The sequence below is a fragment of the Nonomuraea roseola genome, assembly GCF_039535395.1.
Classification (GTDB): Bacteria; Actinomycetota; Actinomycetes; order Streptosporangiales; family Streptosporangiaceae; genus Nonomuraea; species Nonomuraea roseola.
Genome location: NZ_BAAAXC010000012.1, coordinates 250,951 through 273,910, shown reverse-complemented (window position 1 = coordinate 273,910; position 22,960 = coordinate 250,951). Strand labels below are relative to the sequence as shown.

The following is a 22,960-nucleotide window of genomic DNA, read 5'->3' as shown; positions in this document are numbered from 1 at the left end:
GGAGTTCGCGTCGGCGTTCGCTCCCCCGTCTTGTCTTGCGATGGTATCGGCCGCTCCGAGGTCGCCTAGCCACAGCCCCCCTGCTACGGAGCCAGGAAGGCCCCTGCGGGAAGGTTGCGCACGACCCAGAACAGCAGCACGAGCGCCATGAGCGCCCACAGGTGGAGCGGTTTCGGCGGGCTCGGCCGCCAGGCCCGCCCGCTCCACGCGGCCGCCAGCCACCTGGCCCACACGTACGCCACGACGGGAGCCACGAGCACCAGCAGCGCGTTGAGCCCGAACGCGGCGGCCGGGTCGAGATGGGCCAGGGCGTGCGTGGCCCTCAGCGCCCCGCAGCCGGGACAGAGCAGACCGGTCAGCGCGTAGAAGGGGCAGGTCGGGTAGCGCCCTGGCTCGTTAGGGTCGACCACGCCCACATACGCGACAGCCGCCCCCGCCGCCAGGGCGACGCCCAGCGGTGCGAGGACGGCTCTCAGACGGCTCGACTGCTGCGTGACCACCTGATCCACGATACGCGCCTAGTAGGAACTGCTCACACTCGCCGCCCAGCCGAACAGGCCGATCCAGAGGATCAGGAAGAGCACCCAGCCGGCGAGGCCGACGTAGGACAGGATGAGCCCGGCCAGCGCCATGCCCTTGCCCTCCTCGCCGGTCCGCTTGATCTGGCCCAGTGAGATGTGACCGAGGATCGCGCCCACGATCGAGGCCAGACCGCAGGTGATCAGGCCGACCAGACCGCAGATGAGCGTGGCGATCGCCATGCCGTTGGTCTTGCTGGGAGGGGGGCCGCCGTAGCCGCCGCCGTAAGGGTCGTAACCGCCACCGGGCGGCGGGTAGCCGCCTCCCGGAGGCTGGGCGCCGTACCCGCCCGAGCCGTAACCACCCGCGCCGTAGCCACCCGAGCCCTGACCGGGCGGGGGGCCGTAGCCGCCGGAGCCCTGCCCGCCCGAGGGAGGGCCGTAGCCGCCTGAACCCTGTCCGCCGGCCGGAGGGCCGTAACCACCCCCGGGCGGCTGTTCGCCGTAGCCCCCGCTACCGCCCTGGTTCCCGTAGCTCATACCGACGACTCCTCGTTCATAGCGAATTGCCCGCCGCAGCTTAGCGACTACCCGCCCGCCACGTGGAGAAGCATCCGTTTTGTGGGCCATTTGTAACCGTGCGGTCAGGCTCCCTGCCTGCCGAGGCCCATCATCTGCATGAGCTTGCCGATCATCGCGCCCATGGCCATCACCGCCAGCCCCGCGCCGAAGCCCACAGGTGAGTCCTGCACGAGCCCCACACCTCCCACCACCGAGCCGATGAAGACGATCGTCACCGCGGTCCACGCGGCAGGGGTGTTGCCGTGGTCGTGCCTGGCTGTCATCAGCGCTCCTCAGTCGGGTCGTCTCCCCTGTCGATCGCCTCCCACAGCGACTTGTCGTCGCGCTGTTCGGCGGCCGATCCCGGGCGATCGTAGCGGCCCGACATGCCCGCCCACCCGGTGGCGCGCGCAACGGCCAGCACTCCGCTGGCGATGAGCAGCGCCCCACCCGCCGCCGCCAGGTACGGCCACGCGGTGTGCGCGACCGCCGCCACGTCGCCGGCGGCCGCGGCCAGCGGCCGTCGCGCCGCGGCCAGTTCCTCGGCCGCCCCTGCGGACAGGCCCTGCCACGACAGCAGCGCGATCCCCACGCCGCACAGCGCGAGCACCGCGCCGATGACGCGCCGCCAGAGGCCCTTGGTGGCGAAGAGCGCGACCGTCGCCGCCAGCGCGGCCAGCGCCAGCGGCTGCACGGCGGGGGCGAGGTCGCCGCCGGTCAGCTCGACGGGGGCGGCCCCGCCGTACCGTGCCGAGGCCCAGACCCTGCCCGTGGCCAGCAGCGTGAGGCCGGCGCCCGCCGCGCACAGCAGGAGCCAGACGCCGAGCTCGCGCTTCACGACGACAGGCTCGCGACGGTCAACTGGTCGGCGTCGAAGCAGGTGCGGTCGCCCGTGTGGCAGGCCGCGCCGACCTGGTCGACCTTGAGCAGGATGGTGTCGCCGTCGCAGTCGAGCGCCACCGACTTCACGTGCTGCACGTGGCCGGAGGTGTCGCCCTTCACCCAGTAGGAGGAGCGGCTGCGCGACCAGTAGGTGGCCCTGCCCGTGGTCAGCGTGCGATGCAGCGCCTCGTCGTCCATCCAGGCGAGCATGAGCACCTCGCCGGTGTCGTACTGCTGGACGACGGCGGGCACCAGCCCGTCGGAGGTGCGCTTGAGCCGCGAGGCGACCTTCGGGTCGAGGGACATGCGGCCATTCAACCAGCTCTGGGGGTCGCCGACGCTGCCGGGACCGAGTCGGCGACCCCGGGCCTCCCTCCGCGGGACGGCCGGGGTCGCCGGGGTCAGGAGTGCGCGGAGGAGATCCAGGAGGCGTGCAGGTCGGCGTAGACGCCGGGCTCGGCGACCAGGCTCGCGTGCGGGCCGCGCTGGACCAGGCGTCCTGCGTCGAAGACGAACACCTCGTCGGCGTTCTCCGCCGTCGAGAGCCGGTGCGCGATCGAGATCGCCGTCCTTCCCCTGGTGACGCCCTCGAGCGCCCTGGCCAGCCGTACCTCCGTGGCGGGGTCCACCGCCGACGTCGCCTCGTCGAGCAGCAGGAGGTCGGGGTCGGCCAGGTAGGCCCTGGCCAGGGCGACGAGCTGCCGCTCCCCCGCCGACAGCGACTCGCCGCGCTGCCCGACGGGCGTGGCCAGGCCGTACGGCAGGCCCTCCAGCCAGTCCGCGAGCCCCAGCTCGGTCAGCGCCGTCGTGATCTCCTCGTCGGTGGCCGAGGGCCTGCCGAAGCGGATGTTGTCGGCCAGCGCGCCGTCGAACAGGAACCCGTCCTGCGGCACCATGACGATGCGCTCGCGCAGCGAGGAGAAGCGCACGTCGCGCAGGTCGTGCCCGTCGACGGTGACGCGCCCCTCGACGGGGTCCATCAGCCGGGTGAGCAGCTTGGCGAAGGTGGTCTTGCCCGAGCCCGTCTCGCCGACGACCGCGATGCGGGTGCGCGGAGGGATGGCCACCGACAGCTCGTGCAGCACGGGAGCGCCGTCGGGGTAGGCGAAGTGCACGTCCTCGAAGGCGACGGAGATGGGCCCCCTGGGCAGCTCGACGCCCTCGTCGCCCGGGTCGGCGACGTCGGGCGGGGTGTCGAGCACACCGAGGACGCGCCGCCAGCCCGCGACCGCGTTCTGCGCCTCGTTCAGCACCTCGGTGGCGATCTGCAGCGGGGAGACGAACAGCGTGACCAGGAAGAGGAAGGCCACCAGCTTGCCCGCGCTGATGTCGCCCGAGATGCCGAGCCTGACTCCCAGCAGCACGATCCCCGCGATGGCGACCGCCGCCACGATCTCGGTCAGCGGGAAGACCATGCCCACGATCTTCTGGGCGCGGATCTGCGCGCTCCTGTTGGCGTTGATCGCGGTGTCGATGCGCTCGGCGGTGCGGCGCTCGGAGCCGTAGGCGCGGATGACGGCCGCGCCGACGACCGACTCGCTGACGGCGGCGAGCATGTCGCCCGTGCGCTCACGGACGGTGGTGTAGGCCGACGACAGCCAGCGCTGGAAGCGCGGCAGGGCGATCAGGAGCGGGATGAAGCAGACCCACACCAGCAGCGTGAGCTGCCAGGAGTAGACGAACATCAGTCCCGTGGCGACGAGCACCTGGCCGCACGCCACGATGATCATCAACCCACCCCACTGCATGAAGTTGCTGATCTGGTCGATGTCGTTGGTGACACGGGAGACCAGCGCGCCGCGTCGTTCGGAGTTCTGGGTGAGCACGGACAGGTCGTGGACGTGGCGGAAGCCCCGCACCCTGAGCGTGGCCAGCGACGACTCGGTGGCCTTGTACAGGCGTACGTTCATCACGTAGCCGCACAGAGCGGTGATCACGACCGCCGCCGCGCACAGCACGAGCGCCCTCGTGATGTACGGCAGGTCGGGCGTGCCTGACTTCAGCCCCGTGTCGATCGTCTGCTGGACGGCGATGGGAACGATGATCTTGCCGATGGTGGCGACGATCGCCAGCACGAGCGTGCCCGCCAGCCCCTTGCGGAACTCAGGCGTGAACGACAGCCCCCTGCGTACGGTGGCCAGCGCCGACCTCTCGGCGCCCTGGAACACCACGCTCATGCCACGACCTCTTCCTCTTCCGCCGCGATCGCGGCCCTCTCGGCCTCTTCGCGCTCGTAGGCGGTGACCAGGTTGCGGTAGCCGGGGCAGCGCTCCAGCAGTTCCTCGTGGGTGCCACGGTCGACGACGCTGCCCCTGTCGAGGTAGACGACCTCGTCGGCCAGCGAGATCGTGGCCAGCCTGTAGGCGACGACCACGACCGTCGAGCCCTCCTCCCCCTGCCTCGACTCGGCCTCGCTCACGTTCAGCGCGTCGCGCAGGCCGTGCAGGATCCTCGCCTCGACCTGCGGGTCCACGCTGGAGGTCGCGTCGTCGAGGATGAGCAGGCGCGGACGGCGGACGAGCGCGCGCGCCAGGGCGACGCGCTGGCGCTGCCCGCCCGACAGCGTGGTGCCGCGCTCGCCCACCCTGGTGTCGAGGCCGGAGGGCAGTTTCGCGACGAAGCCGTCGGCCTGTGCCAGGCGCAGCGCGGCCCAGACATCCTCGTCGGAGACCTCGAGACCGAGCGCGATGTTGCCGCGAACCGTGTCGTCGAACAGGAACGTCTGCTGGGGCACCAGCGCGACCATGTCGGGGATGCCGCCGTAGGCGATCTCCCGCAGGTCGACGCCGTCGAGGAGCACCTCGCCCTTGACCGGGTCCACCAGGCGCACCAGCGTCTGGACGAGCGTGGACTTGCCCGATCCGGTGGGCCCGACCAGCGCGACGGTACGGCCCGCGGGAACCTCGAAGGTGACGTCGTGCAGCACCTCGGCCGCTCCGTAGGCGTACGACAGGCCGGAGACCTGCAGCCCTGCGGGCGCGCCGCCGCGCAGGCCCGCCTCGCCGTACTCCATGGAGCCCTTCGCCTCCAGCACCGCCTGCACGCGCTGCCAGCCGACGACGCTGCGGGGCAGCTCGGCCAGCACCCAGCCCAGCGCGCGGATCGGGAAGGACAGCAGCGTGAACAGGTAGGCGACCTGGACCAGCTCGCCGGAGTTGATGGAGCCGCCCGACAGCCGCATGGCCCCGACCATCAGCACGATCAGCACGCCCAGCGTGGGCAGCGCCTCCAGCATCGGGTCGAACAGGCCGCGCACCCTGCCCACGGCGATGTTGGCATCGCGCAGCTCGTGCGCGCGACGCCGGAAGCGCTCGGTCTCCAGGTCCTCACGGCCGAGGGTCTTGACCACGAGCGCGCCGTCGAAGCTCTCGTGCGCGATCTCGCTGACCTCGGCGCGCAGTTGCTGCGCATGGGTGGCGAGCGGGCTTAGTCTGCGCTGGTAGACCAGGTTCAGCACGGCGATCGCAGGGAAGATCAGAAAGCCGACGAGCGCGAGGACGGGGTCGGTGATCAGCATCGCGATCGCCGCGGTGAAGAGCATCACGACCACGCCCACCGCCATCGGCAGCGGCGCGAGCGGCGCCCATGCCGCCTCTGCGTCGGCGCTGGCGTTGGACAGCAGCTGACCCGTGGGGTGCTGGTGGTGCCAGGCCAGCGGCAGCCGCAGGTACTGCTTGGTGACGTCACGACGCGACCTGGCCTGCATGCGGTACTGCAGGACGCCCGCCAGGATGCGCCTGCCCGCCACGCCGACCGCCTTGAGCAGGGCGGTGCCCACGATGAGCAGCACTCCCGTCCACAGCGCGGCGGCGGTGATGTCGCCCTGGCCGAAGGACGGCAGCACGACGTTCTCCGTGGCCCAGCCGAGCGCCCACGCCGAGGCGACCGTCATCCCCCCGTAGAGGCTGCTGCTCAGGACGGCGGCCGAGAAGACGGCCTTCTCCGTGCGGATGGCCACCCCAAGGACACGGAGCCCTTGACGCATGACGGCTGAGGTGACCTTGGTCGCCACTCTGAAGGAGTCCTTCCAACGGGGAAATTTCTACTTAAGTCCCTATCATGGTCGATCATCTGGATATTCCCTGCCCCAGTAGAATCGTCTGGTGACTCACGCCCGCAGCGAACGCACCGCTCTGTGCGACCTGTTCGACAGGCTCGGCCCCGACGCTCCCACGCTGTGCACGGGCTGGAGCACCTACGACCTGGCCGCCCACCTCGTGCTGCGCGAACGCAGGCTCGACGCGGGCGCGGGCATCGCCCTGCGTCCGCTGGCCGGCTACACCGCCTCGGTCCAGCGTGGGCTGAAGGCCAAACACCCCTTCCCTGAGCTGGTCGGCCTCGCCCGCACGCCCGGCGGTCTCTACGGCCTGCTGCCGCCCCTCGACGAGGCGGTCAACACGCTGGAGTACTTCGTCCACCACGAGGACGTGCGCCGCGCCCAGCCGTCATGGGAGCCGCGCGAGCTGCCCGACGACCTCGAACGCCTGCTCTGGAAGCGTCTGGACATGGCCGCCAAGCTGATGCTGCGCAAGTCGCCCGTCGGCGTGGTGCTCCACCGCCTGGGCGGCGGGGTGGCCATCGGCGGCGCCAAGGACGGCCCGAAGGTGGAGGTCACGGGCAAGGCGAGCGAGTTGCTGCTGTTCTGCTTCGGACGGCAGGAGCACGCCAGGGTCGACCTCACGGGCGACCCCGACGCCGTCGCCCGCGTCACCCACGCCCCACTCGGCATCTGAGACCGCACGCTGGAGGAGCCCGCGGCGCCGTCATCGAGGGCGACGGGTTCGTTCTCGTGCGGTCACGGTGATCAACGCGCCGGCGACCGTCAGCTCCAGCAGGTAGACCTTGCCCATTCCGGCCAGCCAGGTCGCCGCGCCGCTCCATGGCCCGGCTCCGGCCTGGGCGACGGGCGCGCCGTCGATCGTGTGGTTCCAGAGGAAGTGCAGGAGGGTGGCGCCCGCGTAGCCCAGCCCGATGGCCGGGCGCCTCGCCCTGCCGCGCGCGACGAGGGCGTAGCCGACGCCCAGCCCGATCAGCGAGGTCCAGAGGGGATGCATGAACAGCATCAGGGGCCCCCGGACGGCGGCGAAGGCCAGCCCTTCCTCCACCCCCTCTCCGACGATCGGGATGAGGTAGTAGAGGACGTTCTCCGTGGCGCCGAATCCCAGGCCCGCGACGGCCGCGTGGACGACGCCGTCCGTCAGCGAACCGATCGCGCGCCGGCGATGGAGCAGCAGGGCGAACAGCGCGGCGCCCTTGAACGCCTCCTCGACCGGCGGGGCCACCATCACGCTGCTCACCGTCTCGGCGGCCGTGGCGTCCACGCCGAAGTACAGCTGGAGGTCGGCGGAGACCCAGCTCTCCATGGCGACGGAGAAGAAGGCGGCGATCCCGGCGCCCCACCCGAAGACGAGGGCCAGCTGCGACCACGGTGGGGGGCTCAGCCGGTTCAACGCGACGACGGCGGCGAACATGACGGGTAACGGGGTGAACGCCAGGGCGAGCGAGAGGGCGAGGCCCAGGGCGTACTCGGCAGGAGACCTGTCGCTCTGGGCGACCAACCAGCTCAGCTGGTAGCCCATGGCGAGAAGGGCGAAGAGTCCGCAGATCACCAGGGTCGTGATCGCGGCCTGCCTCCCGGGCTGTCTCCCGGGGTCAGGCGGTGCGGGATGGACGAGGCCGGGCCCGGCGGTGCGCCCGCTCTCCGTCCGGCGACGAGGTGCGCCGGCCCAGGTGCCCTGGCTCGGCGACTCGAAGGATGATGCGGTGACCACGGCCTCTCCATCAGCACGGTGAGCGGTCGGACGACGTCCGTCGCCTGCCGGCGCGAACGGGCCGGCGCCAGGCTGACCGCCACGACGCGAGACCGCCGGCAGGACCGCGCCGCAGACGGCACCGGCGCAGATCAACCCCGGTGAGTGCCGGCTCGTCCTCCATGATCACCAGACGTCGCCGAGGCTATCGACGCGGCCCCCGGCTTCGCCAACGGTTTTCGAGGGGCGCGCCGACCGGTTCCTCACAGCGCTCGCTCCAGCGCGTGACGCATCGGAGTGAAACCCGCAGCCCGGTGGACGACGATGATCGCCAGGGCGTATCCGCCCGGCCGACCCCGCGACGACCCTTTGGCCTCTCGTGTGCGCGTCTCCCGCGCCAACTCATGCCAATGGCCGTACGATGGCCGGGTAAAGACGCCCCCCGGTTATGATCAAGAACATCTTCATAGAAGATGCCAGTGATCGCCCAGATCCGGGTATATACGGCTGGGAATGGACTGCAGGAGGCCCCCCATGCAGGTCAAGAAGGTCGTCACGTATATCGCCGTGGCCTTCGTCGTCTTCTACCTGTTCACCCAGCCGCAGAACGCGGCGGCGGCGGTCAGGGGTGTTTTCGACGGCATCGTAAACGGAGCCAATCAGTTGGCTGTCTTCTTCACCAACGTCGTGACCTGACAGAGCCAACGGTCCGCCCTGGTCGCGGGTCGTGCGAGTTGACCGCCCACCTGAGATCGAAGCGCGTAGAGTCGGTCGGGTGGGGTGCCTATGAGAGACCGCCAGAGCGTCATCGAACGGGCTGAGATCGAGGGCGTCGAGCTCGTCCGGTTTCTCTACGCCGACCACGGCGGGGTGATCCGCGGCAAGGCGGCCTCCCGCACGCGCCTGGCCGAGCGCCTCAGCTCGGGCATCGGGCACACCGTGGCGATGATGGCGATGAACATGCTCGACCAGTTGCAGGAGGTCGAGCACTTCGGACCCGTCGGCGAGGTCCGGATCATGCCGGACCCGTCGACATTCGTGCTTCTCCCCTACTCTCCCGGCGCCGCGGCCATGGTCTCCGACCTGGTCCAGCTCGACGGGTCGGCGTGGGGCGCGTGCCCGCGCACCTTTCTCAAGGAGGCGGTCGCCGCTCTGGAGGCCGAGGGCTACGCCCTGGAGGCGGCCTTCGAGCCCGAGTTCACGCTCGGCCACCGCGTCGCCGACCCCGAAGGCGGCCTCGACACGCTCGTGCCGCTCGACGACAGCCTCTGCTACTCCACCATCGGTTTCGACCTCGCCCACGACTACGCGATCAAGCTGGTGCGCACGCTCGAGGCCCAGGGGCTGCGGGTCGAGCACTACCACCCCGAGCTGGGCCACGGCCAGCAGGAGCTGTCGATCAGGCACGCCCCCGCCCTGCGCGCCGCCGACAACCAGATCCTCTACCGCGAGACGGTCCGCGGGGTGGCGCTGCGGATGTCCATGTGGGCCTCGCTGGCCCCCAAGCCCATCGCCGACCAGGCGGGCAACGGCGCCCACCTGCACCTGTCGCTGTGGGACCGCGAGCGTCACGCCAACCTCTTCGACGGCGACCCCGGCCTGATGAACGCCTTCGTGGGCGGCCTGCTGGACCACCTGCCCGCCCTGACGGCGCTGACCTGCGGCACCGTCAACAGCTTCAGGCGGCTGGCGCCCCGCATGTGGTCCAGCGCCTACGCGGTCCACGGGCCGGACAACAGGGAGGCGGCTGTCAGGGTCTGCTCGCCCCTGGGGCAGACCGGGTCGGTCAACCTGGAGCTCAAGCCCTCCGACTCCTCGGCCAACCCCTACCTGTCGCTCGGCGCGGTCATCCACGCGGGCCTCGACGGCATCCGCCGCGGGCTCGACCCCGGCGAGCCCGTGCTCGTCGACCCCGACACCAGGCCGGGCGCCTACCCCAGGCTGCCGTCGTCCCTCGACGAGGCGCTCGACGCGCTGGAGGCCGACTCACTGCTGATGACGGCGCTCGGGCCGCTGCGCAGCGGCGCCTACCTGGCGGTGAAGCGCTCGGAGGCGGCCGCCTTCAAGGAGCGCGACGCCGCCTTCGAGCTCTTCCACCACCTGCGCGTCTTCTGACGGCGGCGCTACCTGACCGGGTGGCCCGCCGCGTGAAGGGTCTGCTTGACCTCGGAGATCTTCAGCGTGCCGAAGTGGAACACCGACGCCGCCAGCACCGCGTCCGCGCCCGCCGCGACCGCGGGAGGGAAGTCCTCCAGCCGTCCCGCGCCGCCGCTGGCGATCACCGGCACGCTGACCGCGGCTCGCACCGCGCGCAGCATCTCGAGGTCGTACCCGTCGAGTGTGCCGTCGCCGTCCATCGAGTTGAGCAGGATCTCGCCGACGCCGAGCTCCTCGCCCCTGGCCGCCCACTCCACCGCGTCGATGCCGGTGCCCCTGCGTCCGCCGTGCGTGGTGACCTCGAAACCGGACGGCGTGCCCTCGGCCCTGCGGGCGTCGACGGACAGCACGATGCACTGCGCGCCGTACCTGCGGGAGGCCTCGGTCAGCAGCTCAGGACGGGCGATGGCGGCGGTGTTGAGCGACACCTTGTCCGCGCCCGCCCTCAGCAGCCTGTTGACGTCCTCGACCGAGCGGACGCCGCCGCCCACGGTGAGCGGGATGAAGACCTGCTCGGCGGTCCTGCGGACCACGTCGAACATCGTCTCCCGCTCGCCGGAGGAGGCGGTGATGTCGAGGAAGGTCAGCTCGTCGGCGCCCTCCTCGTCGTAGCGGCGGGCGAGCTCGACCGGATCGCCCGCGTCGCGCAGGTTCTCGAAGTTGACGCCCTTGACCACGCGCCCCGCGTCCACGTCCAGACACGGGATGACTCGAACCGCGACCGTCATGCCCGAAACGCCTCGATCTCGATCTCGACCAGCATGCGCGGGTCGATCAGACCCGCGACCTTCACGCCCGTGCAGGCGGGCCTGACGTGCCCGAGCACCTCGGACAGGGCGGTGCCCACCGCGTCGTAGTGGCTGTCGTCCACCACGTAGTAGCGCACCATGACCACGTCCTCCCTGGCCAGCCCTGCCGCCTCGACCGCCTCGAGCGCGATGTCGAAGGCCGTCATGGCCTGCCGGTAGGCGTCGCCGACGTGCCGCACCTCGCCCTCGATCGTGGCCGTGCAGCCGGAGACCACGACGCGCGGCCCGGCCACCACCGCCCTGGCGTAGCCGTACTTCTCCTCCCAGACGCCGCCCGAGAAGATCCTCGTCCCCTCGCGCACGCAGCTTGCCTGGCCCATCACGCGTCCCTCCCTTTGGCCCTAGCCGCGAACAGCGGCGAGAGCGTCTTCCAGCGTGAAAGCCTGCGCGTACAGTGCCTTGCCCACGATCGCGCCCTCCACGCCGTGGGGCGTGAGAGAGGTGAGGGCGATGAGATCATCGAGAGAGGAGACGCCTCCGCTCGCGACGACCGGCTTGTCGGTTCGATCGCAGACCTGGCGCAGCAGGTCCAGATTCGGGCCGCGCAGTGTTCCGTCCTTGGTCACATCCGTCACCACGTACCGCGGGCAACCGTCGGCGTCGAGTCTGTCGAGCACCTCCCACAGGTCGCCGCCCGCCTCGGTCCAGCCGCGTGCCGCCAGCGTAGTACCTCGCACGTCGAGCCCGACGGCGATCTTGTCACCATACTCAGCGAGTATCCTTCGGCACCAGTCCGGCTTCTCGATGGCGGCGGTGCCGATGTTCACCCGCCTGCACCCGGTGGCCAGCGCGGCCTCGAGCGAGGCGTCGTCGCGGATGCCGCCGGACAGTTCGACGTTGATGTCCAGCCTTCCGACCACCTCGGCCAGCAGATCCTTGTTGGAGCCCCGGCCGAAGGCCGCGTCGAGGTCCACCAGGTGGATCCACTCCGCGCCGGCCTTCTGCCAGGCCATCGCCGCGGTCAGCGGATCGCCGTAACCCGTCTCAGTTCCGGCCTCTCCCTGCACGAGGCGTACGGCCTGGCCGTCGACGACGTCCACGGCGGGCAGCAGTACGAGCGACATCTTCTTCAGGTCCTCCGGTCAAAGGCGAGCGTGACGATCACAGGGACGAACAGCAAGGAGAGCACGAACACGGCGAGGCTGGCCTGCCACGACGACCACAGCAGCCAGGTCAGGAGCTGGACGATGAGGAAGAGCAGGGCGACGACGCCGTTCTGGGCGCGCTGCCTGCGGGCGAGCAGGCCGCCCTGCCTGGCGAAGCGGACGGGGCGAGGGGTCAGCCTGGCGGCCAGCGCCCTGCGGCGGGACCTGCGGGCCATCCGCTCGGCGTTCAGCCTGGCCGCCCGCTCTCTCTCGGCCTCGCGTACGGCCCTGCGCCGCGCCCGCTCCTTGCTCAAAGCGTGCCGACCCAGTTCTTCAGCAGCACCGCGCCGGCGTCACCCGACTTCTCCGGGTGGAACTGGGTGGCCATGAGCGGGCCGTTCTCCACGGCGGCCACGAAGGGCACGCCGTGCTCGGCCCAGGTCACCAGCGGTACGGCGAAGCCGTCGCCCGCCTGGAGTTCCCACTCGCGCACGCCGTAGGAGTGCACGAAGTAGAAGCGGGTGTCGGCGTCGAGGCCGGCGAACAGCACGCTGCCCGAGGGCGCCTTGACGGTGTTCCACCCCATGTGCGGCAGCACGGGGGCCTCCAGGCGCTCGACCGTGCCGGGCCACTCGCCGCAGCCCTCGGTCTCGACGCCGTGCTCGACGCCGCGCTCGAACAGGATCTGCATGCCGACGCAGATGCCCAGCACCGGGCGGCCCCCCGACAGCCGGCGGCCGATGATGCGCTCGCCGGCCACGCTCCTCAGGCCCTTCATGCACGCCTCGAAGGCGCCCACGCCCGGCACGACCAGGCCGTCGGCGTCCATCGCCGCGTCGTAGTCGGAGGTGACCGTCACCTGGGCGCCGGTCCTGGCCAGCGCGCGTTCGGCCGAGCGCAGGTTGCCTGAGCCGTAGTCGAGGATGACGACGTTCTTGCTCACCACCACAGCACCCCCGCCGTCAGCGCCATCGCGGCGCCGATTCCACAGATCACCGCGCCGATCTTCAGGCCCTGCTTGAACAGCGAGACGACCCCGCCGACCAGGAACAGCCCGATGAAGACCATCGCGATGGCAGTCCAGTTGTCACTCACAGCACACCCTTGGTGCTCGGCACGCCCGTGGCGCGCGGGTCCGGCTCGCTGGCCTCGCGCAGCGCCCTGGCCAGCGCCTTGAACTGGGCCTCGACGATGTGGTGGGCGTTGCGCCCGTACGGGACGCGCACGTGCAGGCAGATCGCCGCCTGCGCCACGAACGACTCGAGGATGTGCCTGGTCATCGTCGTGTCGTACTCGGGGCCGATCATCGGGGCCATGCCCTCGGGCTCGGCGTGCACGAGGTACGGACGGCCCGACAGGTCGACCGTGACCTCGGCGAGCGCCTCGTCCAGGGGGCAGGAGGCGTTGCCGTACCGCCTGATGCCCGACTTGTCCCCCAGCGCCTCGCGGAAGGCCGCGCCCAGCGCGAGCGCGGTGTCCTCGATCGTGTGGTGGGAGTCGATGTGCAGGTCGCCCTCGGTCTTGACGGTGAGGTCGAACAGGCCGTGCTTGCCGAGCTGGGCGAGCATGTGGTCGTAGAACCCGACCCCGGTGGCGACGTCGACCAGGCCTGTGCCGTCGAGGTTCACCTCCACCAGAACCGAGGTCTCCTTGGTGGCGCGCTCGACGCGACCGACTCTGCTCACAGAACCCCCTCCAGAGCGGCACGGAATGCCGACATCTCCTCGCCGGTGCCGATCGACACCCGCAGCCACTCGGGCGGCCCGACCTCACGGATCAGCACACCACGCTCGAGCAGTCCCTCCCAGATCGTGCGCCGGTTCTCGAAACGCCCGAACAACACGAAGTTGGCGTCCGAATCGGCCACCGTCAAGCCGAGGGCGCGCAGCCACGCCACCGTGTCGTCGCGCTCCCGCCTGAGCGCGTCGACCGTGCCGAGCAGCTCGGCCCTGTGCCGCAGCGCCACCCTGGCCGTCGCCTGCGTGACCGTCGACAGGTGGTACGGCAGGCGCACCAGCAGCATCGCCTCGACCACGGCCGGATGCGCGGCCAGGTAGCCGAGCCTGGTGCCCGCCATCGCGAACGCCTTCGACATGGTGCGCGTCACGATCAGCCTGGGGTGCTCGGGCAGCAGCGTGAGCGCGCTCGGCGTGCCGGATCGGGCGAACTCGGCGTAGGCCTCGTCGACCACGACCATGCCGGGCGCGGCCTCGACCACCCTGGAGATCGTCTCCAGCGGGAGCGCGGTGCCCGTCGGGTTGTTGGGCGAGGTCAGGAAGACGATGTCGGGCCTGTGCTCCTCGACGGCCGCGACCGCCTTGTCCGCGTCGAGGGAGAAGTCGTCCTCGCGCGCCCCCGAGACCCACTCGGTGTTCGTGCCCGTGGTGATGATCGGGTGCATCGAGTAGGAGGGCTCGAAGCCGAGCGCGGTGCGGCCGTGCCCGCCGAAGGCCTGCAGGATCTGCTGGAGCACCTCGTTGGAGCCGTTGGCCGCCCACAGCTGCTCGGTGGTGAGCCCGTGACCGAGGTAGCCGGCCAGGTCGGCGCGCAGGGCCAGCGCGTCCCTGTCGGGGTAGCGGTTGAGGCCCGCCGCGTCGCGCCTGATCTCCTCGGCCAGGTCGTCGACCAGCGCCTTGGAGGGCGGATAGGGGTTCTCGTTGGTGTTGAGCTGCACAGGGACGTCGAGCTGGGGCGCGCCGTACGGCTTCCTGCCCCTGAGGTCGTCCCTGATGGGAAGGTCTTCGAGATTCACTGGTTCGGAATCTCCCAGTCGAATCGGGCACGGATCGCCGCACCGTGGGCGGGCAGGTCTTCGGCGTCGGCTAGCACGCAGGTGTGCGCGGCGGCTTCGGCCAGCGCCTCGCGGGTGTAGTCGACCACGTGGATGCCGCGCAGGAACGTCTGCACCGAAAGTCCGCTGGAGTGGCAGGCGCAGCCGCCGGTGGGCAGCACGTGGTTGGAGCCGGCCATGTAGTCGCCCAGGCTCACCGGGCTGTACGGCCCGACGAAGATCGCCCCGGCGTTCCTGACCCTCGCCGCCAGCTCGGCCGCGTTCGCGGTCTGGATCTCCAGGTGCTCGGCGGCGTAGGCGTCGACCACCCTGAGGCCCGCGGCGAGGTCGTCGACCAGCACGATGCCCGACTGCCTGCCGGACAGTGCCTCGGCCACGCGCTCGGAGTGGCGTGTGGCGGCCACCTGTCCCGGCAGCTCCTTCTCCACGGCCTCGGCCAGCTCCACGCTGTCGGTCACGAGGACCGCGGCGGCGATGACGTCGTGCTCGGCCTGGCTGATCAGGTCGGCGGCCACGTGCCTGGGATCGGCGGTGGAGTCGGCGAGGATGGCGATCTCGGTGGGGCCGGCCTCGGAGTCGATGCCGATGACACCCTTGAGCAGGCGCTTGGCGGCGGCCACCCAGATGTTGCCGGGACCGGTCACCATCGTCGCCGGCCTGCACTCCTCGGTGCCGTAGGCGAACATCGCCACCGCCTGCGCGCCGCCGACGGAGTAGACCTCGTCGACGCCGAGCAGCGCGCACGCCGCCAGGATCGTGGGGTGCGGCAGCCCGCCGAACTCCTTCTGCGCGGGGCTGGTGACCGCCAGCGACTCCACGCCCGCCTCCTGGGCGGGGACCACGTTCATGACCACGCTGGAGGGGTAGACCGCGCGCCCTCCCGGCACGTAGAGGCCCACGCGCTCGACGGGCACCCAGCGTTCGGTGACTGTGCCGCCCGGGACCACCTGGGTCGTGGTGTCGGTGCGCCGCTGGTCGCGGTGGACCATCCTGGCCCGCCTGATCGACTCCTCCAGCGCCGCCCTGACCTTGGGGTCGAGGGCGTCGAGCGCCCGCAGGACCGTCTCGGCGGGGACACGGGTGGACTGGATCTCGACACCGTCGAACCTGGCGGTCAGCTCGCGCACGGCTGCCGCCCCACGATGGCGCACGTCCTCGCAGATGGGCCGCACCTTCTCAAGGGCGGCCTCGACGTCGAGTTCGGCGCGGGGCAGCACGTCGCGCAGGTTCTCGGGAAGAGAGCCGCGCAGGTCGATACGGGAAATCACCCGTTCAGTCTACGGAGTCCGACTGGGGAATCCCGTCGTGTCCACCATGCGGGACGCGTTTCGCCCCAGAAAGGCGGGTGTTCGTCCCCATTCACGACCTTCGGCCGGACTTTCGTCTTGTGGGACGAAGCGCCGTCGCGCGCGCTGACAGAGGGTGACGGGAACGCCACGAGCGATCCGGAGGTCGCGCTTTGGGTTCCACCGAAACATCCGCCGTCCACCTCGACGAATGGACCCCCGCACGGGTACGCAGGACCGCCACCGTCACCGTCGGCCTGCTCATGGGCGTCTGGGTCATCGACTACGTCGACCGCGTCATGATGGCCGTGGCGCTGCCGTACATCGGGGAGGAGTTCGCGCTCAGCAAGACCGAGCAGGGCTGGCTCATCACCGTCTTCTCCCTGGTCTATCTCCTCTGCCAGGTGCCGGGCGGCGTGCTCGCCGACCGGTTCGGCTCGCGCAGGCTGCTGGTGGTCTCCCTGGTGCTGTGGACCGCGTTCACGGCGCTGACCGGCCTCGCGTGGGGGCTGGTGTCGCTGCTGGTGATCAGGGCGCTGTTCGGAGTGGGTCAGGGGCTGTTTCCCGGAGCCTCGTTCAAGGCGCTGGCCGAGCGCACCACACCCGGACGCAGGGGCACAGCGGCGGGGTCGATACTGGCCTCCAACCAGCTGGGCGCGGGTCTGGCGCCGCTGGTGGTCGCGCCGTTGCTGCTGGTCTTCGGCTGGCGGCACACGTTCTGGGTGGTCGCGGTGGCGGGCGTGCTGATCGGTGTCGCGCTGTGGGCGCTGCTGCCCAAGGCACTGCCCGCCGCGCTCAGCGGCTCGGACCGGATCGCGGGGCAGACGGCGAGCGGGGGCGGCGGGCTGGCCCTGGTGATCCGCTCCCCCTCGGTGTGGAAGTTCGCCGCCCTGTTCTGCGCGACCAACATGCTCGGCTACGGCATGATCACCTGGGTGCCCAGCTACCTCATGGAGGAGCGCGGCATCTCCCTGCTGAACACCGGCGTGCTCGCCGCCATCCCCGGTCTGGTGATGTGCCTGACCACGTTCGTCGGCGGCTGGCTGTTCGACAGGTTCTTCCACGACAGGGCGCGGCTGTACGTGATCCCGCTGCTGCTGTGCACCGCCGTCCTGCTGGTGCTGATGCTGCGCGCCGACAGCGCCGCGGGCTTCACGATCTACCAGACTCTCGCCCTGGGGGTGGCGGGGCTGTCGACGATGGGCATCCTGGGCATGCCCTTCCGTGCCCTGCCTCCCTCGATCATCGGCTCGGGCATGGGCGTGGTCAACGTGGGCGGGCAGATGGCAGGCGTGCTCGCGCCCGTGGTGATGGGATGGCTGGTGGACCGCTTCTCCTACACCGCGGCGTTCGGGCTGCTCATCGGCACGACCGTCCTGGGCGCGCTCATCGCGGTGATCGTGCCGCAGCGCCCCGAGCAGTTCTCTCTCGCGACGAAGGAGACCGTGTGACGACCTACGACCTGGTACTCAGCGGCGGCAGGGTGATCGACCCCGAGACCGGCCTCGACGCGGTGCGTGACGTCGGCGTCTCGGGCGGGCAGGTGCGGGAGGTGTCGGCCACCCCGCTGGCCGGCGTCACCGTGGTGGACGTGCGAGGGCTCGTGGTCTGCCCCGGCTTCATCGACCTGCACAGCCACAGCGCCGACCAGGCCGGGCACCGGCTGCAGGCGCTCGACGGCGTGACCACGGTGCTGGAGCTGGAGGCGGGGAGCTACCCGGTGGCGGCCGCCTACCGGCAGGCGGCGGCCGAGGGCAGGCCGCTCAACTACGGCTTCGCCACCTCGTGGGCGGTCGCGCGCATGGCCGTGCTGGCGGGGGTGCGGCCAGGAGGTGACATCGACGACTTCATGGCCAACATCGGCCGCCCCGAATGGCAGCGTCCGGCCCCTGCCGCCGCAGTCAGGCGCATCGTCGAGATGCTGGAGCGCGACCTGGCCGACGGCGCGCTGGGCATCGGCATCCTGGTCGGCTACGCGCCGAGGATCGACCCCTCGGAGTACCTGGCCGTCGCGGCGCTGGCCGCCCGCGCGGGGTTGCCCACCTACACGCACGCCCGCGAGCTGGTCGAGCTCGACGCCACCACGCCGATCGACGGCGCGGAGGAGATCGTCAAGGCCGCCGCGGAGACCGGCGCGCACATGCACTACTGCCACGTCAACAGCACCTCGATCCAGCACGTCGACCGCGTGCTCGGGCTGGTCGAGCGGGTGCGCGCCGAGGGCGCGCGGGTCACCACCGAGGCCTACCCGTACGGCGCGGGCATGACGGGCGTGGGCGCCGCCTTCCTGGCCCCCGAGATCCTGCACCGCCGCGGCCTCACGCCGCACTCGCTCGGCCTGCTCGGCGCGGAGGGCCGCCTGGCCGACGAGGCGGCGCTGCGCGAGGTCAGGCGGCGCGATCCCGGGGCCGCGGTCTTCGTCCACCTGCTCGACGAGCACGACCCCGCGCAGTTCGCCTTCATCGAGCGCGCCCTCGCCTTCCCCGACGCCGCCGTGGCCACCGACGCCGTGCCCCTGCTCTGGAGGTCGGGCACGGCCGACCCTACGGCGTGGCCCCTGCCGGAGGGCGTCGTCTCCCACCCCCGTACGGCAGGCACCTACGGGCGCGTCCTCAGGCTCCTGGTGCGGGAGAAGGGCCTGCTGAGCCTGGCCGAGGCCGTCCGCAGGTGCACGCTCGTGCCCGCCGACGTGGTCGGGGTGCCCGCGATGCGCCGCAAGGGCAGGGTCCAGCCCGGCTGCGACGCCGACCTCACCGTCTTCGACCCCTCGACGGTCGCCGACCGCGCCACCTACGAGTCGACGATCCTGCCCTCGGCCGGGTTCGCGCACGTCGTGGTGGGCGGCGAATTCGTGGTGCGCGACGGCGAGCTGCTGCCCGAGTCCCTGCCCGGCAGGCCCGTCACCGCCCTCTGATCGTTACGATCGGGTGTCGTGAGCAAAGCGAAGAAGGGCGGGCAGGGCACCCCCGCGACGGTCGCGCTGACCAAGGCGGGGGCCGACTTCACCCTGCACCCGTACGAGCACGACGCGAACGCGCAGGCCTACGGCGAGGAGGCGGCCGACGCGCTCGGCCTGCCGTACGACCGGATCTTCAAGACCCTGGTGGCCGAGGTGGAGAGCGGGCTGGCGGTGGCGGTGGTGCCGGTGGCGGGCAAGCTCGACCTCAAGGCGTTCGCGGCGGCGCTCGGCAGCAAGCGGGCGGCGATGGCCGACGCGGCGAAGGTCGAGCGGGTCACGGGGTACGTGGTCGGCGGCATCAGCCCGCTCGGGCAGCGCAAGCAGCTTCCGACGGTGGTCGACGCCTCGGCGCTGGAGTTCGACACGGTGTACTTCTCGGCGGGCAAGCGGGGCCTGCAGATCGAGACCTCGCCGAAGAACCTGGTCGATCTCACCAGAGCGGCGACGGCCCCGATCGCCAAGACCGGCTGACCCCGCGCGCCTCCGGCCCCGTTCTCCGGAGACGAACCGGCCGCCGGACTTCGGCCCCGATCTCCGGGAAGCGAAGGCCGGACTTCGGCCCCCGTCCTCTCGGAGAGGAGAAGGCGCCGGACTTCGGGCCCGTCCTCTCGGAGAGGAGAAGGCGCCGGACTTCGGGCCCGTCCTCTCGGAGAGGAGAAGGCGCCGGACTCCGGGCCCGTCCTCTCGGAGAGGAGAAGGCGCCGGACTTGGGGCCCGTCCTCTCGGAGAGGAGGAGGCGCGTGGCTCGGCCCGGCTCTTCGGGGAACTGGCGGGCTTCGGTTCCGAGCTGACGACGAGGGACGTGGGAACACGGCAAGGGCTGCCGTGGCCCCGCGGCGGGCCATGGGGCAGGATCGCAGACGTGACCGAACTGCACTACCTCACAGCCACCGAGATGGTCCGCCTGCTCAGGGCCCGCGAGATCAGCGCCGTGGAGCTGATGCGGGCCCACCTGGCCCGCATCGAGCAGGTCAACCCCTCGGTCAACGCCATCGTGACCCTGGTAGCCGAGCGGGCGCTCGAGGCGGCGGCCGCCGCCGACGCGAGCGAGCCGAAGGGCCCCCTGCACGGCGTGCCCGTCGCGCACAAGGACCTGGTCGACACCGCGGGCGTCAGAACCACGTACGGCTCGCCGCTGTTCGCTGACCACGTCCCTGCGAAGGACGACATCCTGGTCGAAAGGCTCAGGAACGCGGGGGCCATCGCGATCGGCAAGACCAACACGCCCGAGTTCGGCACCGGCTCCCACACCGTCAACGAGGTCTTCGGCGCCACCCGCAACCCGTACGACCTGTCGAGGTCGGCGGGCGGCAGCAGCGGAGGCGCCGCCGCGGCGCTGGCGACCGGGATGGTGCCGCTGGCCGACGGCTCGGACATGGGCGGCTCCCTGCGCAACCCCGCGAGCTTCTGCAACGTGGTCGGCCTGCGGCCGACGCCTGGACGGGTGCCCGACATCTCCGACACCGCGGCCTGGTACACCCTCGCCGTCTCAGGGCCGATGGCCAGGACGGTCGAGGATCTGACGCTGATGATGAGCGTGATGTCGGGATTCGACCCGCGCTCGCCGTACTCGATCAAGGAGCCCTTCGCCGCCGACCTCGAAGCGCCGGTGCGCGGCCTGCGGGTGGCCTTCAGCCCCGACCTGGGCGGGCTGCCCGTGGACCACGAGACCGCGGCCGTGACCGCCTCCGCCGCCAAGGTGTTCGAGCGGCTCGGCGCGCACGTGGAGCAGGTCGACCTCGACCTGTCCGACGCCGACGACGCCTTCAGGATCTACCGCGCCTGGTACTACGCGCTGTCGTTCGGCGAGCTGAGCGGCCTGGGCGCCAACACCGCGTGGAACGTCGAGCAGGGCCGTCTGGTCACCGGGGCCGACCTGGCCCGCGCCGAGAAGCTGCGCAGCGGCCTCTACCAGCGGATGGCCGCCTTCTTCGACACCTACGACGTGCTGGTCGCGCCGGTCAGCCAGGTGCCGCCGTTCCCCGTCGAGCAGCCGTACGTCGACGAGATCAACGGCGTGAAGCTGCCCGACTACCTGACCTGGATGCGCTCGGCCTACTGGATCAGCGTCCTGCACGCGCCCGCCGCGTCGGTGCCCGCCGGGTTCACCTCGACGGGGCTGCCCGTGGGCGTGCAGATCGTCGGCCGTCCCTTCGACGACGCCGGCGTGCTGCGCGTGGCGCACGCCTTCGAACAGGCCACGGGGTACGGCACCCGCCACCCGTCCCTATAGCCGCTCGATCTCCCCGTACGGCCTGCGCAGCGGCGACTCGCGGTAGGCCACGACGGCCTCCATGATCCCGAACATGCCGACGGCCAGCAGCGGCCAGGTGACGAGCACGCCCTTGGCGGTGAGCTCCAGCGCCCCGGCCACCACCTTCACGCCGGGGCCGAGCGCCTGAGCCTCCACGGTGACCGCGCCGAGCGTGAAGGTGGTGCCCACCCAGTAGGTGACGAACGCCGCGAGCCCGCCACCCGCGGCCAGCCCGAGCAGGACCTCCAGGCGCCGGGTGCGGGCCAGATTCCACGCCACGACCGCGCAGGCCAGCGCGAGGGCGCCGGTGATCACGGCGTACCAGCCGTCGGCGGCGATCAGGCTCTGGGTCGCGGGATCGGCCAGCACCGGCCCCTCGCCGGTGAGCGCGTACGGCGCGCGCGGCGCGATCAGCGACCACACCAGCCCCGCAGGGACGCCGAGAGTGGCAAGCGCGAGAACGGTCACCGCGAAAGCCCGCACATGCCCCACCAGGCCACTCCCCCTCACAAGTGTGTCCGAACCTGCTCGATGGTATCCCCCGGTTAGGCTCGTGCCGTGATTGAAGACAAGGTCTGGCTGATCGAGCCCTCAGGTCCGCTGCGTGGCGACGTGGAGGTCCGCGGGTCCAAGAACGGCGTGTCGAAGCACATGGTGGCGGCCATGCTCGGCACCGGCGAGAGCAGCATCCACAACGCTCCCGAGGTGGGCGAGGTCGGCATCACCGCGGCGATGCTCGAAGCCCTCGGCATCCACGTCAAGATCAACGAGCAGGAGATCAGGATCGAGAAGGGGAAGGAGATCAGGCCGCAGGTGCCTCACGCCTTCAGCGGCCTGAACCGCATCCCGATCCTCATGCTCGGCCCGCTGCTGCACCTGGCAGGCGAGGCGTTCGTGCCCCTGGTCGGCGGCGACCCGATCGGCCGCCGCCCGGTGAACTTCCACGTCGAGGCGCTGCGCTCGATGGGCGCCGAGGTCGAGGTGGGCGAGGACGGCATCTACGCCAAGGCCACCAGGCTGCGGGGGGCCAGGATCGAGCTGCCCTACCCGAGTGTCGGCGCCACCGAGACGATCCTGATGTCGGCGGTGCTGGCCGAGGGCAAGACCGTGATCAAGAACGCGGCGATGGAGCCCGAGGTCGTGGAGCTGGCGCTGTTCCTGCAGCGCATGGGCGCCAGGATCGAGCTCTCCCCCGACCGCAGGATCGTCATCGAGGGGGTCCCCGAGCTGCACGGGGCGCAGACCTGGCTGTCGGGCGACCGCATCGAGGCCTTCTCCTACCTGGCCGCCGGACTCATCACCAGGGGCGAGGTGCGCGTGCACGGCTGCCCCCAGGACCGCCTCGTCACCGCGATCACCACGCTGGCCAGGATGGGCGCCCAGTTCGAGATCAACGACGACTACATCTGCGCGACCGCGCCGCCCGAGGGCCTGCGCTCGGCCGCGGTGCAGACCGACACGCACCCCGGGTTCATGACCGACTGGCAGACGCCGCTGATGGTGCTGTTCACCCAGAGCCAGGGCATGTCCGTGCTGCACGAGACGGTCTTCGAGAACCGCCTGGTCTACGTGCCCGCGCTGCAGGAGATGGGCTGCGAGATCGAGGTGTTCGACCAGTGCCTGGGCGGCCCCGCGTGCCGCTACCACGACACCAACGCCAAGCACTCGGCCGTGGTGCGTGGGGTGTCCAAGCTGCGCGGCGCCGACGTGATGCTGCCCGACATCAGGGCGGGGTTCTCCGCCGTGCTGGCCGCCGCGGTGGCCGACGGCACGTCACGACTGCGCGGCGTCCAGCACATCGAGCGGGGCTACCACCGGCCGTTCGAGCAGTTCGCGTTGCTCGGTCTGAATATCCGCAGAGAAGGGTAAAGGCTGGAGAACCAGGTGTTTGGCCGGGTTCGGCCGGTC

At 71.1% G+C, this 22,960-nt stretch carries 26 protein-coding genes; 8 read left to right on the top strand and 18 right to left on the bottom strand.

The genetic code is table 11. The features are described 5' to 3' along the window. Positions 1–83 precede the first annotated feature (83 nt). The 7 genes from ABFX55_RS13365 to ABFX55_RS13335 all read right to left on the bottom strand — a co-directional run bounded on the left by ABFX55_RS13365 (position 84) and on the right by ABFX55_RS13335 (position 5,946). Positions 84–500 carry a DUF2752 domain-containing protein gene (locus ABFX55_RS13365; protein ID WP_346120881.1) on the bottom strand — a complete coding sequence of 139 codons (417 nt, stop codon included), beginning with the start codon at positions 498–500 and terminating at the stop codon, positions 84–86. Between the two features lie 18 nt (positions 501–518). Further along, positions 519–1,058 carry a DUF4190 domain-containing protein gene (locus ABFX55_RS13360; protein ID WP_346120879.1) on the bottom strand — a complete coding sequence of 180 codons (540 nt, stop codon included), beginning with the start codon at positions 1,056–1,058 and terminating at the stop codon, positions 519–521. A 104-nt stretch (positions 1,059–1,162) separates the two neighbouring features. Then, complete coding sequence (locus ABFX55_RS13355; protein ID WP_346120877.1) at positions 1,163–1,363, bottom strand: HGxxPAAW family protein; 201 nt, start codon at positions 1,361–1,363, stop codon at positions 1,163–1,165. After that, positions 1,363–1,917 (bottom strand): Trp biosynthesis-associated membrane protein, encoded by a 555-nt coding sequence (locus tag ABFX55_RS13350; RefSeq protein WP_346120875.1) that lies wholly within the window; start codon positions 1,915–1,917, stop codon positions 1,363–1,365. The genes ABFX55_RS13355 and ABFX55_RS13350 overlap by 1 nt, the downstream gene beginning before the upstream one ends. After that, positions 1,914–2,267, bottom strand: a complete 354-nt coding sequence (hisI, locus tag ABFX55_RS13345; protein ID WP_346120873.1) for a phosphoribosyl-AMP cyclohydrolase — start codon at positions 2,265–2,267, stop codon at positions 1,914–1,916. Before hisI ends, ABFX55_RS13350 begins: the two co-directional genes overlap by 4 nt. A 95-nt stretch (positions 2,268–2,362) precedes the next feature. Then, positions 2,363–4,138 carry an ABC transporter ATP-binding protein gene (locus ABFX55_RS13340; RefSeq protein ID WP_346120871.1) on the bottom strand — a complete coding sequence of 592 codons (1,776 nt, stop codon included), beginning with the start codon at positions 4,136–4,138 and terminating at the stop codon, positions 2,363–2,365. Further along, the gene (locus ABFX55_RS13335) at positions 4,135–5,946 is read right to left on the bottom strand and encodes an ABC transporter ATP-binding protein (RefSeq protein ID WP_346121980.1); all 1,812 of its coding nucleotides are present in this window, start codon (positions 5,944–5,946) and stop codon (positions 4,135–4,137) included. The genes ABFX55_RS13340 and ABFX55_RS13335 overlap by 4 nt, the downstream gene beginning before the upstream one ends. A 118-nt stretch (positions 5,947–6,064) precedes the next feature. Here ABFX55_RS13335 and ABFX55_RS13330 point away from each other — a divergent pair, with 118 nt between their 5' ends. Continuing rightward, positions 6,065–6,694 (top strand): TIGR03085 family metal-binding protein, encoded by a 630-nt coding sequence (locus ABFX55_RS13330; RefSeq protein ID WP_346120869.1) that lies wholly within the window; start codon positions 6,065–6,067, stop codon positions 6,692–6,694. 30 nt (positions 6,695–6,724) lie between these two features. Here the strand turns inward: ABFX55_RS13330 and ABFX55_RS13325 are convergent, their stop codons facing one another. Continuing rightward, positions 6,725–7,732 carry a PrsW family intramembrane metalloprotease gene (locus ABFX55_RS13325; protein ID WP_346120867.1) on the bottom strand — a complete coding sequence of 336 codons (1,008 nt, stop codon included), beginning with the start codon at positions 7,730–7,732 and terminating at the stop codon, positions 6,725–6,727. A 513-nt stretch (positions 7,733–8,245) separates the two neighbouring features. Here ABFX55_RS13325 and ABFX55_RS13320 point away from each other — a divergent pair. Then, on the top strand, positions 8,246–8,407 hold the full coding sequence (locus tag ABFX55_RS13320; protein WP_183659132.1) for a hypothetical protein: 162 nt from the start codon (positions 8,246–8,248) through the stop codon (positions 8,405–8,407). A 90-nt stretch (positions 8,408–8,497) separates the two neighbouring features. Then, complete coding sequence (locus ABFX55_RS13315) at positions 8,498–9,826, top strand: glutamine synthetase family protein (RefSeq protein ID WP_346120865.1); 1,329 nt, start codon at positions 8,498–8,500, stop codon at positions 9,824–9,826. Between the two features lie 8 nt (positions 9,827–9,834). Here the strand turns inward: ABFX55_RS13315 and hisF are convergent, their stop codons facing one another. From hisF to hisD, 9 genes are read right to left on the bottom strand one after another with little or no spacing between them, the layout of a single operon-like run. Continuing rightward, on the bottom strand, positions 9,835–10,596 hold the full coding sequence (gene hisF, locus ABFX55_RS13310; protein WP_183659128.1) for an imidazole glycerol phosphate synthase subunit HisF: 762 nt from the start codon (positions 10,594–10,596) through the stop codon (positions 9,835–9,837). Then, entirely contained in the window at positions 10,593–10,997 is a 405-nt protein-coding gene (locus tag ABFX55_RS13305; protein WP_346121978.1) for a Rid family hydrolase, read from the bottom strand. The genes hisF and ABFX55_RS13305 overlap by 4 nt, the downstream gene beginning before the upstream one ends. 21 nt (positions 10,998–11,018) lie before the next feature. Then, a complete protein-coding gene (priA, locus tag ABFX55_RS13300) occupies positions 11,019–11,741 on the bottom strand; it encodes a bifunctional 1-(5-phosphoribosyl)-5-((5-phosphoribosylamino)methylideneamino)imidazole-4-carboxamide isomerase/phosphoribosylanthranilate isomerase PriA (protein ID WP_346120863.1) in 723 nt (240 codons plus the stop codon). A 5-nt stretch (positions 11,742–11,746) separates the two neighbouring features. After that, entirely contained in the window at positions 11,747–12,076 is a 330-nt protein-coding gene (locus ABFX55_RS13295; RefSeq protein ID WP_346120861.1) for a hypothetical protein, read from the bottom strand. Further along, entirely contained in the window at positions 12,073–12,705 is a 633-nt protein-coding gene (gene hisH, locus ABFX55_RS13290; protein WP_346120859.1) for an imidazole glycerol phosphate synthase subunit HisH, read from the bottom strand. Before hisH ends, ABFX55_RS13295 begins: the two co-directional genes overlap by 4 nt. Then, complete coding sequence (locus ABFX55_RS13285; RefSeq protein ID WP_346120857.1) at positions 12,702–12,857, bottom strand: hypothetical protein; 156 nt, start codon at positions 12,855–12,857, stop codon at positions 12,702–12,704. The genes hisH and ABFX55_RS13285 overlap by 4 nt, the downstream gene beginning before the upstream one ends. Continuing rightward, on the bottom strand, positions 12,854–13,447 hold the full coding sequence (gene hisB, locus ABFX55_RS13280; protein ID WP_183659120.1) for an imidazoleglycerol-phosphate dehydratase HisB: 594 nt from the start codon (positions 13,445–13,447) through the stop codon (positions 12,854–12,856). The genes ABFX55_RS13285 and hisB overlap by 4 nt, the downstream gene beginning before the upstream one ends. After that, on the bottom strand, positions 13,444–14,514 hold the full coding sequence (locus tag ABFX55_RS13275) for a histidinol-phosphate transaminase (protein ID WP_346120855.1): 1,071 nt from the start codon (positions 14,512–14,514) through the stop codon (positions 13,444–13,446). Before ABFX55_RS13275 ends, hisB begins: the two co-directional genes overlap by 4 nt. Continuing rightward, the gene (gene hisD / locus ABFX55_RS13270; protein ID WP_346120853.1) at positions 14,511–15,821 is read right to left on the bottom strand and encodes a histidinol dehydrogenase; all 1,311 of its coding nucleotides are present in this window, start codon (positions 15,819–15,821) and stop codon (positions 14,511–14,513) included. Before hisD ends, ABFX55_RS13275 begins: the two co-directional genes overlap by 4 nt. A gap of 191 nt (positions 15,822–16,012) precedes the next feature. Between hisD and ABFX55_RS13265 the strand changes: the two genes are divergently transcribed. The 4 genes from ABFX55_RS13265 to ABFX55_RS13250 all read left to right on the top strand — a co-directional run bounded on the left by ABFX55_RS13265 (position 16,013) and on the right by ABFX55_RS13250 (position 21,031). Further along, complete coding sequence (locus tag ABFX55_RS13265) at positions 16,013–17,290, top strand: MFS transporter (protein WP_346120851.1); 1,278 nt, start codon at positions 16,013–16,015, stop codon at positions 17,288–17,290. Continuing rightward, complete coding sequence (locus tag ABFX55_RS13260) at positions 17,287–18,753, top strand: amidohydrolase family protein (RefSeq protein ID WP_346120849.1); 1,467 nt, start codon at positions 17,287–17,289, stop codon at positions 18,751–18,753. Before ABFX55_RS13265 ends, ABFX55_RS13260 begins: the two co-directional genes overlap by 4 nt. Before the next feature lie 18 nt (positions 18,754–18,771). After that, on the top strand, positions 18,772–19,269 hold the full coding sequence (ybaK, locus tag ABFX55_RS13255; protein ID WP_346120847.1) for a Cys-tRNA(Pro) deacylase: 498 nt from the start codon (positions 18,772–18,774) through the stop codon (positions 19,267–19,269). Positions 19,270–19,660: 391 nt separating this feature from the next. After that, complete coding sequence (locus ABFX55_RS13250) at positions 19,661–21,031, top strand: amidase (RefSeq protein WP_346120845.1); 1,371 nt, start codon at positions 19,661–19,663, stop codon at positions 21,029–21,031. On the opposite strand, the gene ABFX55_RS13245 is transcribed toward ABFX55_RS13250, so the two are convergent. Next, complete coding sequence (locus ABFX55_RS13245; protein ID WP_346120843.1) at positions 21,026–21,544, bottom strand: hypothetical protein; 519 nt, start codon at positions 21,542–21,544, stop codon at positions 21,026–21,028. The two genes, ABFX55_RS13250 and ABFX55_RS13245, sit on opposite strands and share 6 nt — an antisense overlap. Positions 21,545–21,610: 66 nt before the next feature. On the opposite strand from ABFX55_RS13245, the gene murA reads away from it, so the two are divergent. After that, entirely contained in the window at positions 21,611–22,921 is a 1,311-nt protein-coding gene (gene murA, locus ABFX55_RS13240; RefSeq protein WP_346120841.1) for a UDP-N-acetylglucosamine 1-carboxyvinyltransferase, read from the top strand. Positions 22,922–22,960 lie beyond the last annotated feature (39 nt).

Bases quoted from the DNA above. Each gene is read 5' to 3' on its own strand.
- ABFX55_RS13360 (WP_346120879.1), bottom strand. From the start codon at position 1,058: ATGAGCTACGGGAACCAGGGCGGTAGCGGGGGCTACGGCGAACAGCCG.
- ABFX55_RS13355 (WP_346120877.1), bottom strand. From the start codon at position 1,363: ATGACAGCCAGGCACGACCACGGCAACACCCCTGCCGCGTGGACCGCG.
- hisI (WP_346120873.1), bottom strand. From the start codon at position 2,267: ATGTCCCTCGACCCGAAGGTCGCCTCGCGGCTCAAGCGCACCTCCGAC.
- ABFX55_RS13340 (WP_346120871.1), bottom strand. From the start codon at position 4,138: ATGAGCGTGGTGTTCCAGGGCGCCGAGAGGTCGGCGCTGGCCACCGTA.
- ABFX55_RS13335 (WP_346121980.1), bottom strand. From the start codon at position 5,946: ATGCGTCAAGGGCTCCGTGTCCTTGGGGTGGCCATCCGCACGGAGAAG.
- ABFX55_RS13320 (WP_183659132.1), top strand. From the start codon at position 8,246: ATGCAGGTCAAGAAGGTCGTCACGTATATCGCCGTGGCCTTCGTCGTC.
- ABFX55_RS13315 (WP_346120865.1), top strand. From the start codon at position 8,498: ATGAGAGACCGCCAGAGCGTCATCGAACGGGCTGAGATCGAGGGCGTC.
- hisF (WP_183659128.1), bottom strand. From the start codon at position 10,596: ATGACGGTCGCGGTTCGAGTCATCCCGTGTCTGGACGTGGACGCGGGG.
- ABFX55_RS13305 (WP_346121978.1), bottom strand. From the start codon at position 10,997: ATGGGCCAGGCAAGCTGCGTGCGCGAGGGGACGAGGATCTTCTCGGGC.
- priA (WP_346120863.1), bottom strand. From the start codon at position 11,741: ATGTCGCTCGTACTGCTGCCCGCCGTGGACGTCGTCGACGGCCAGGCC.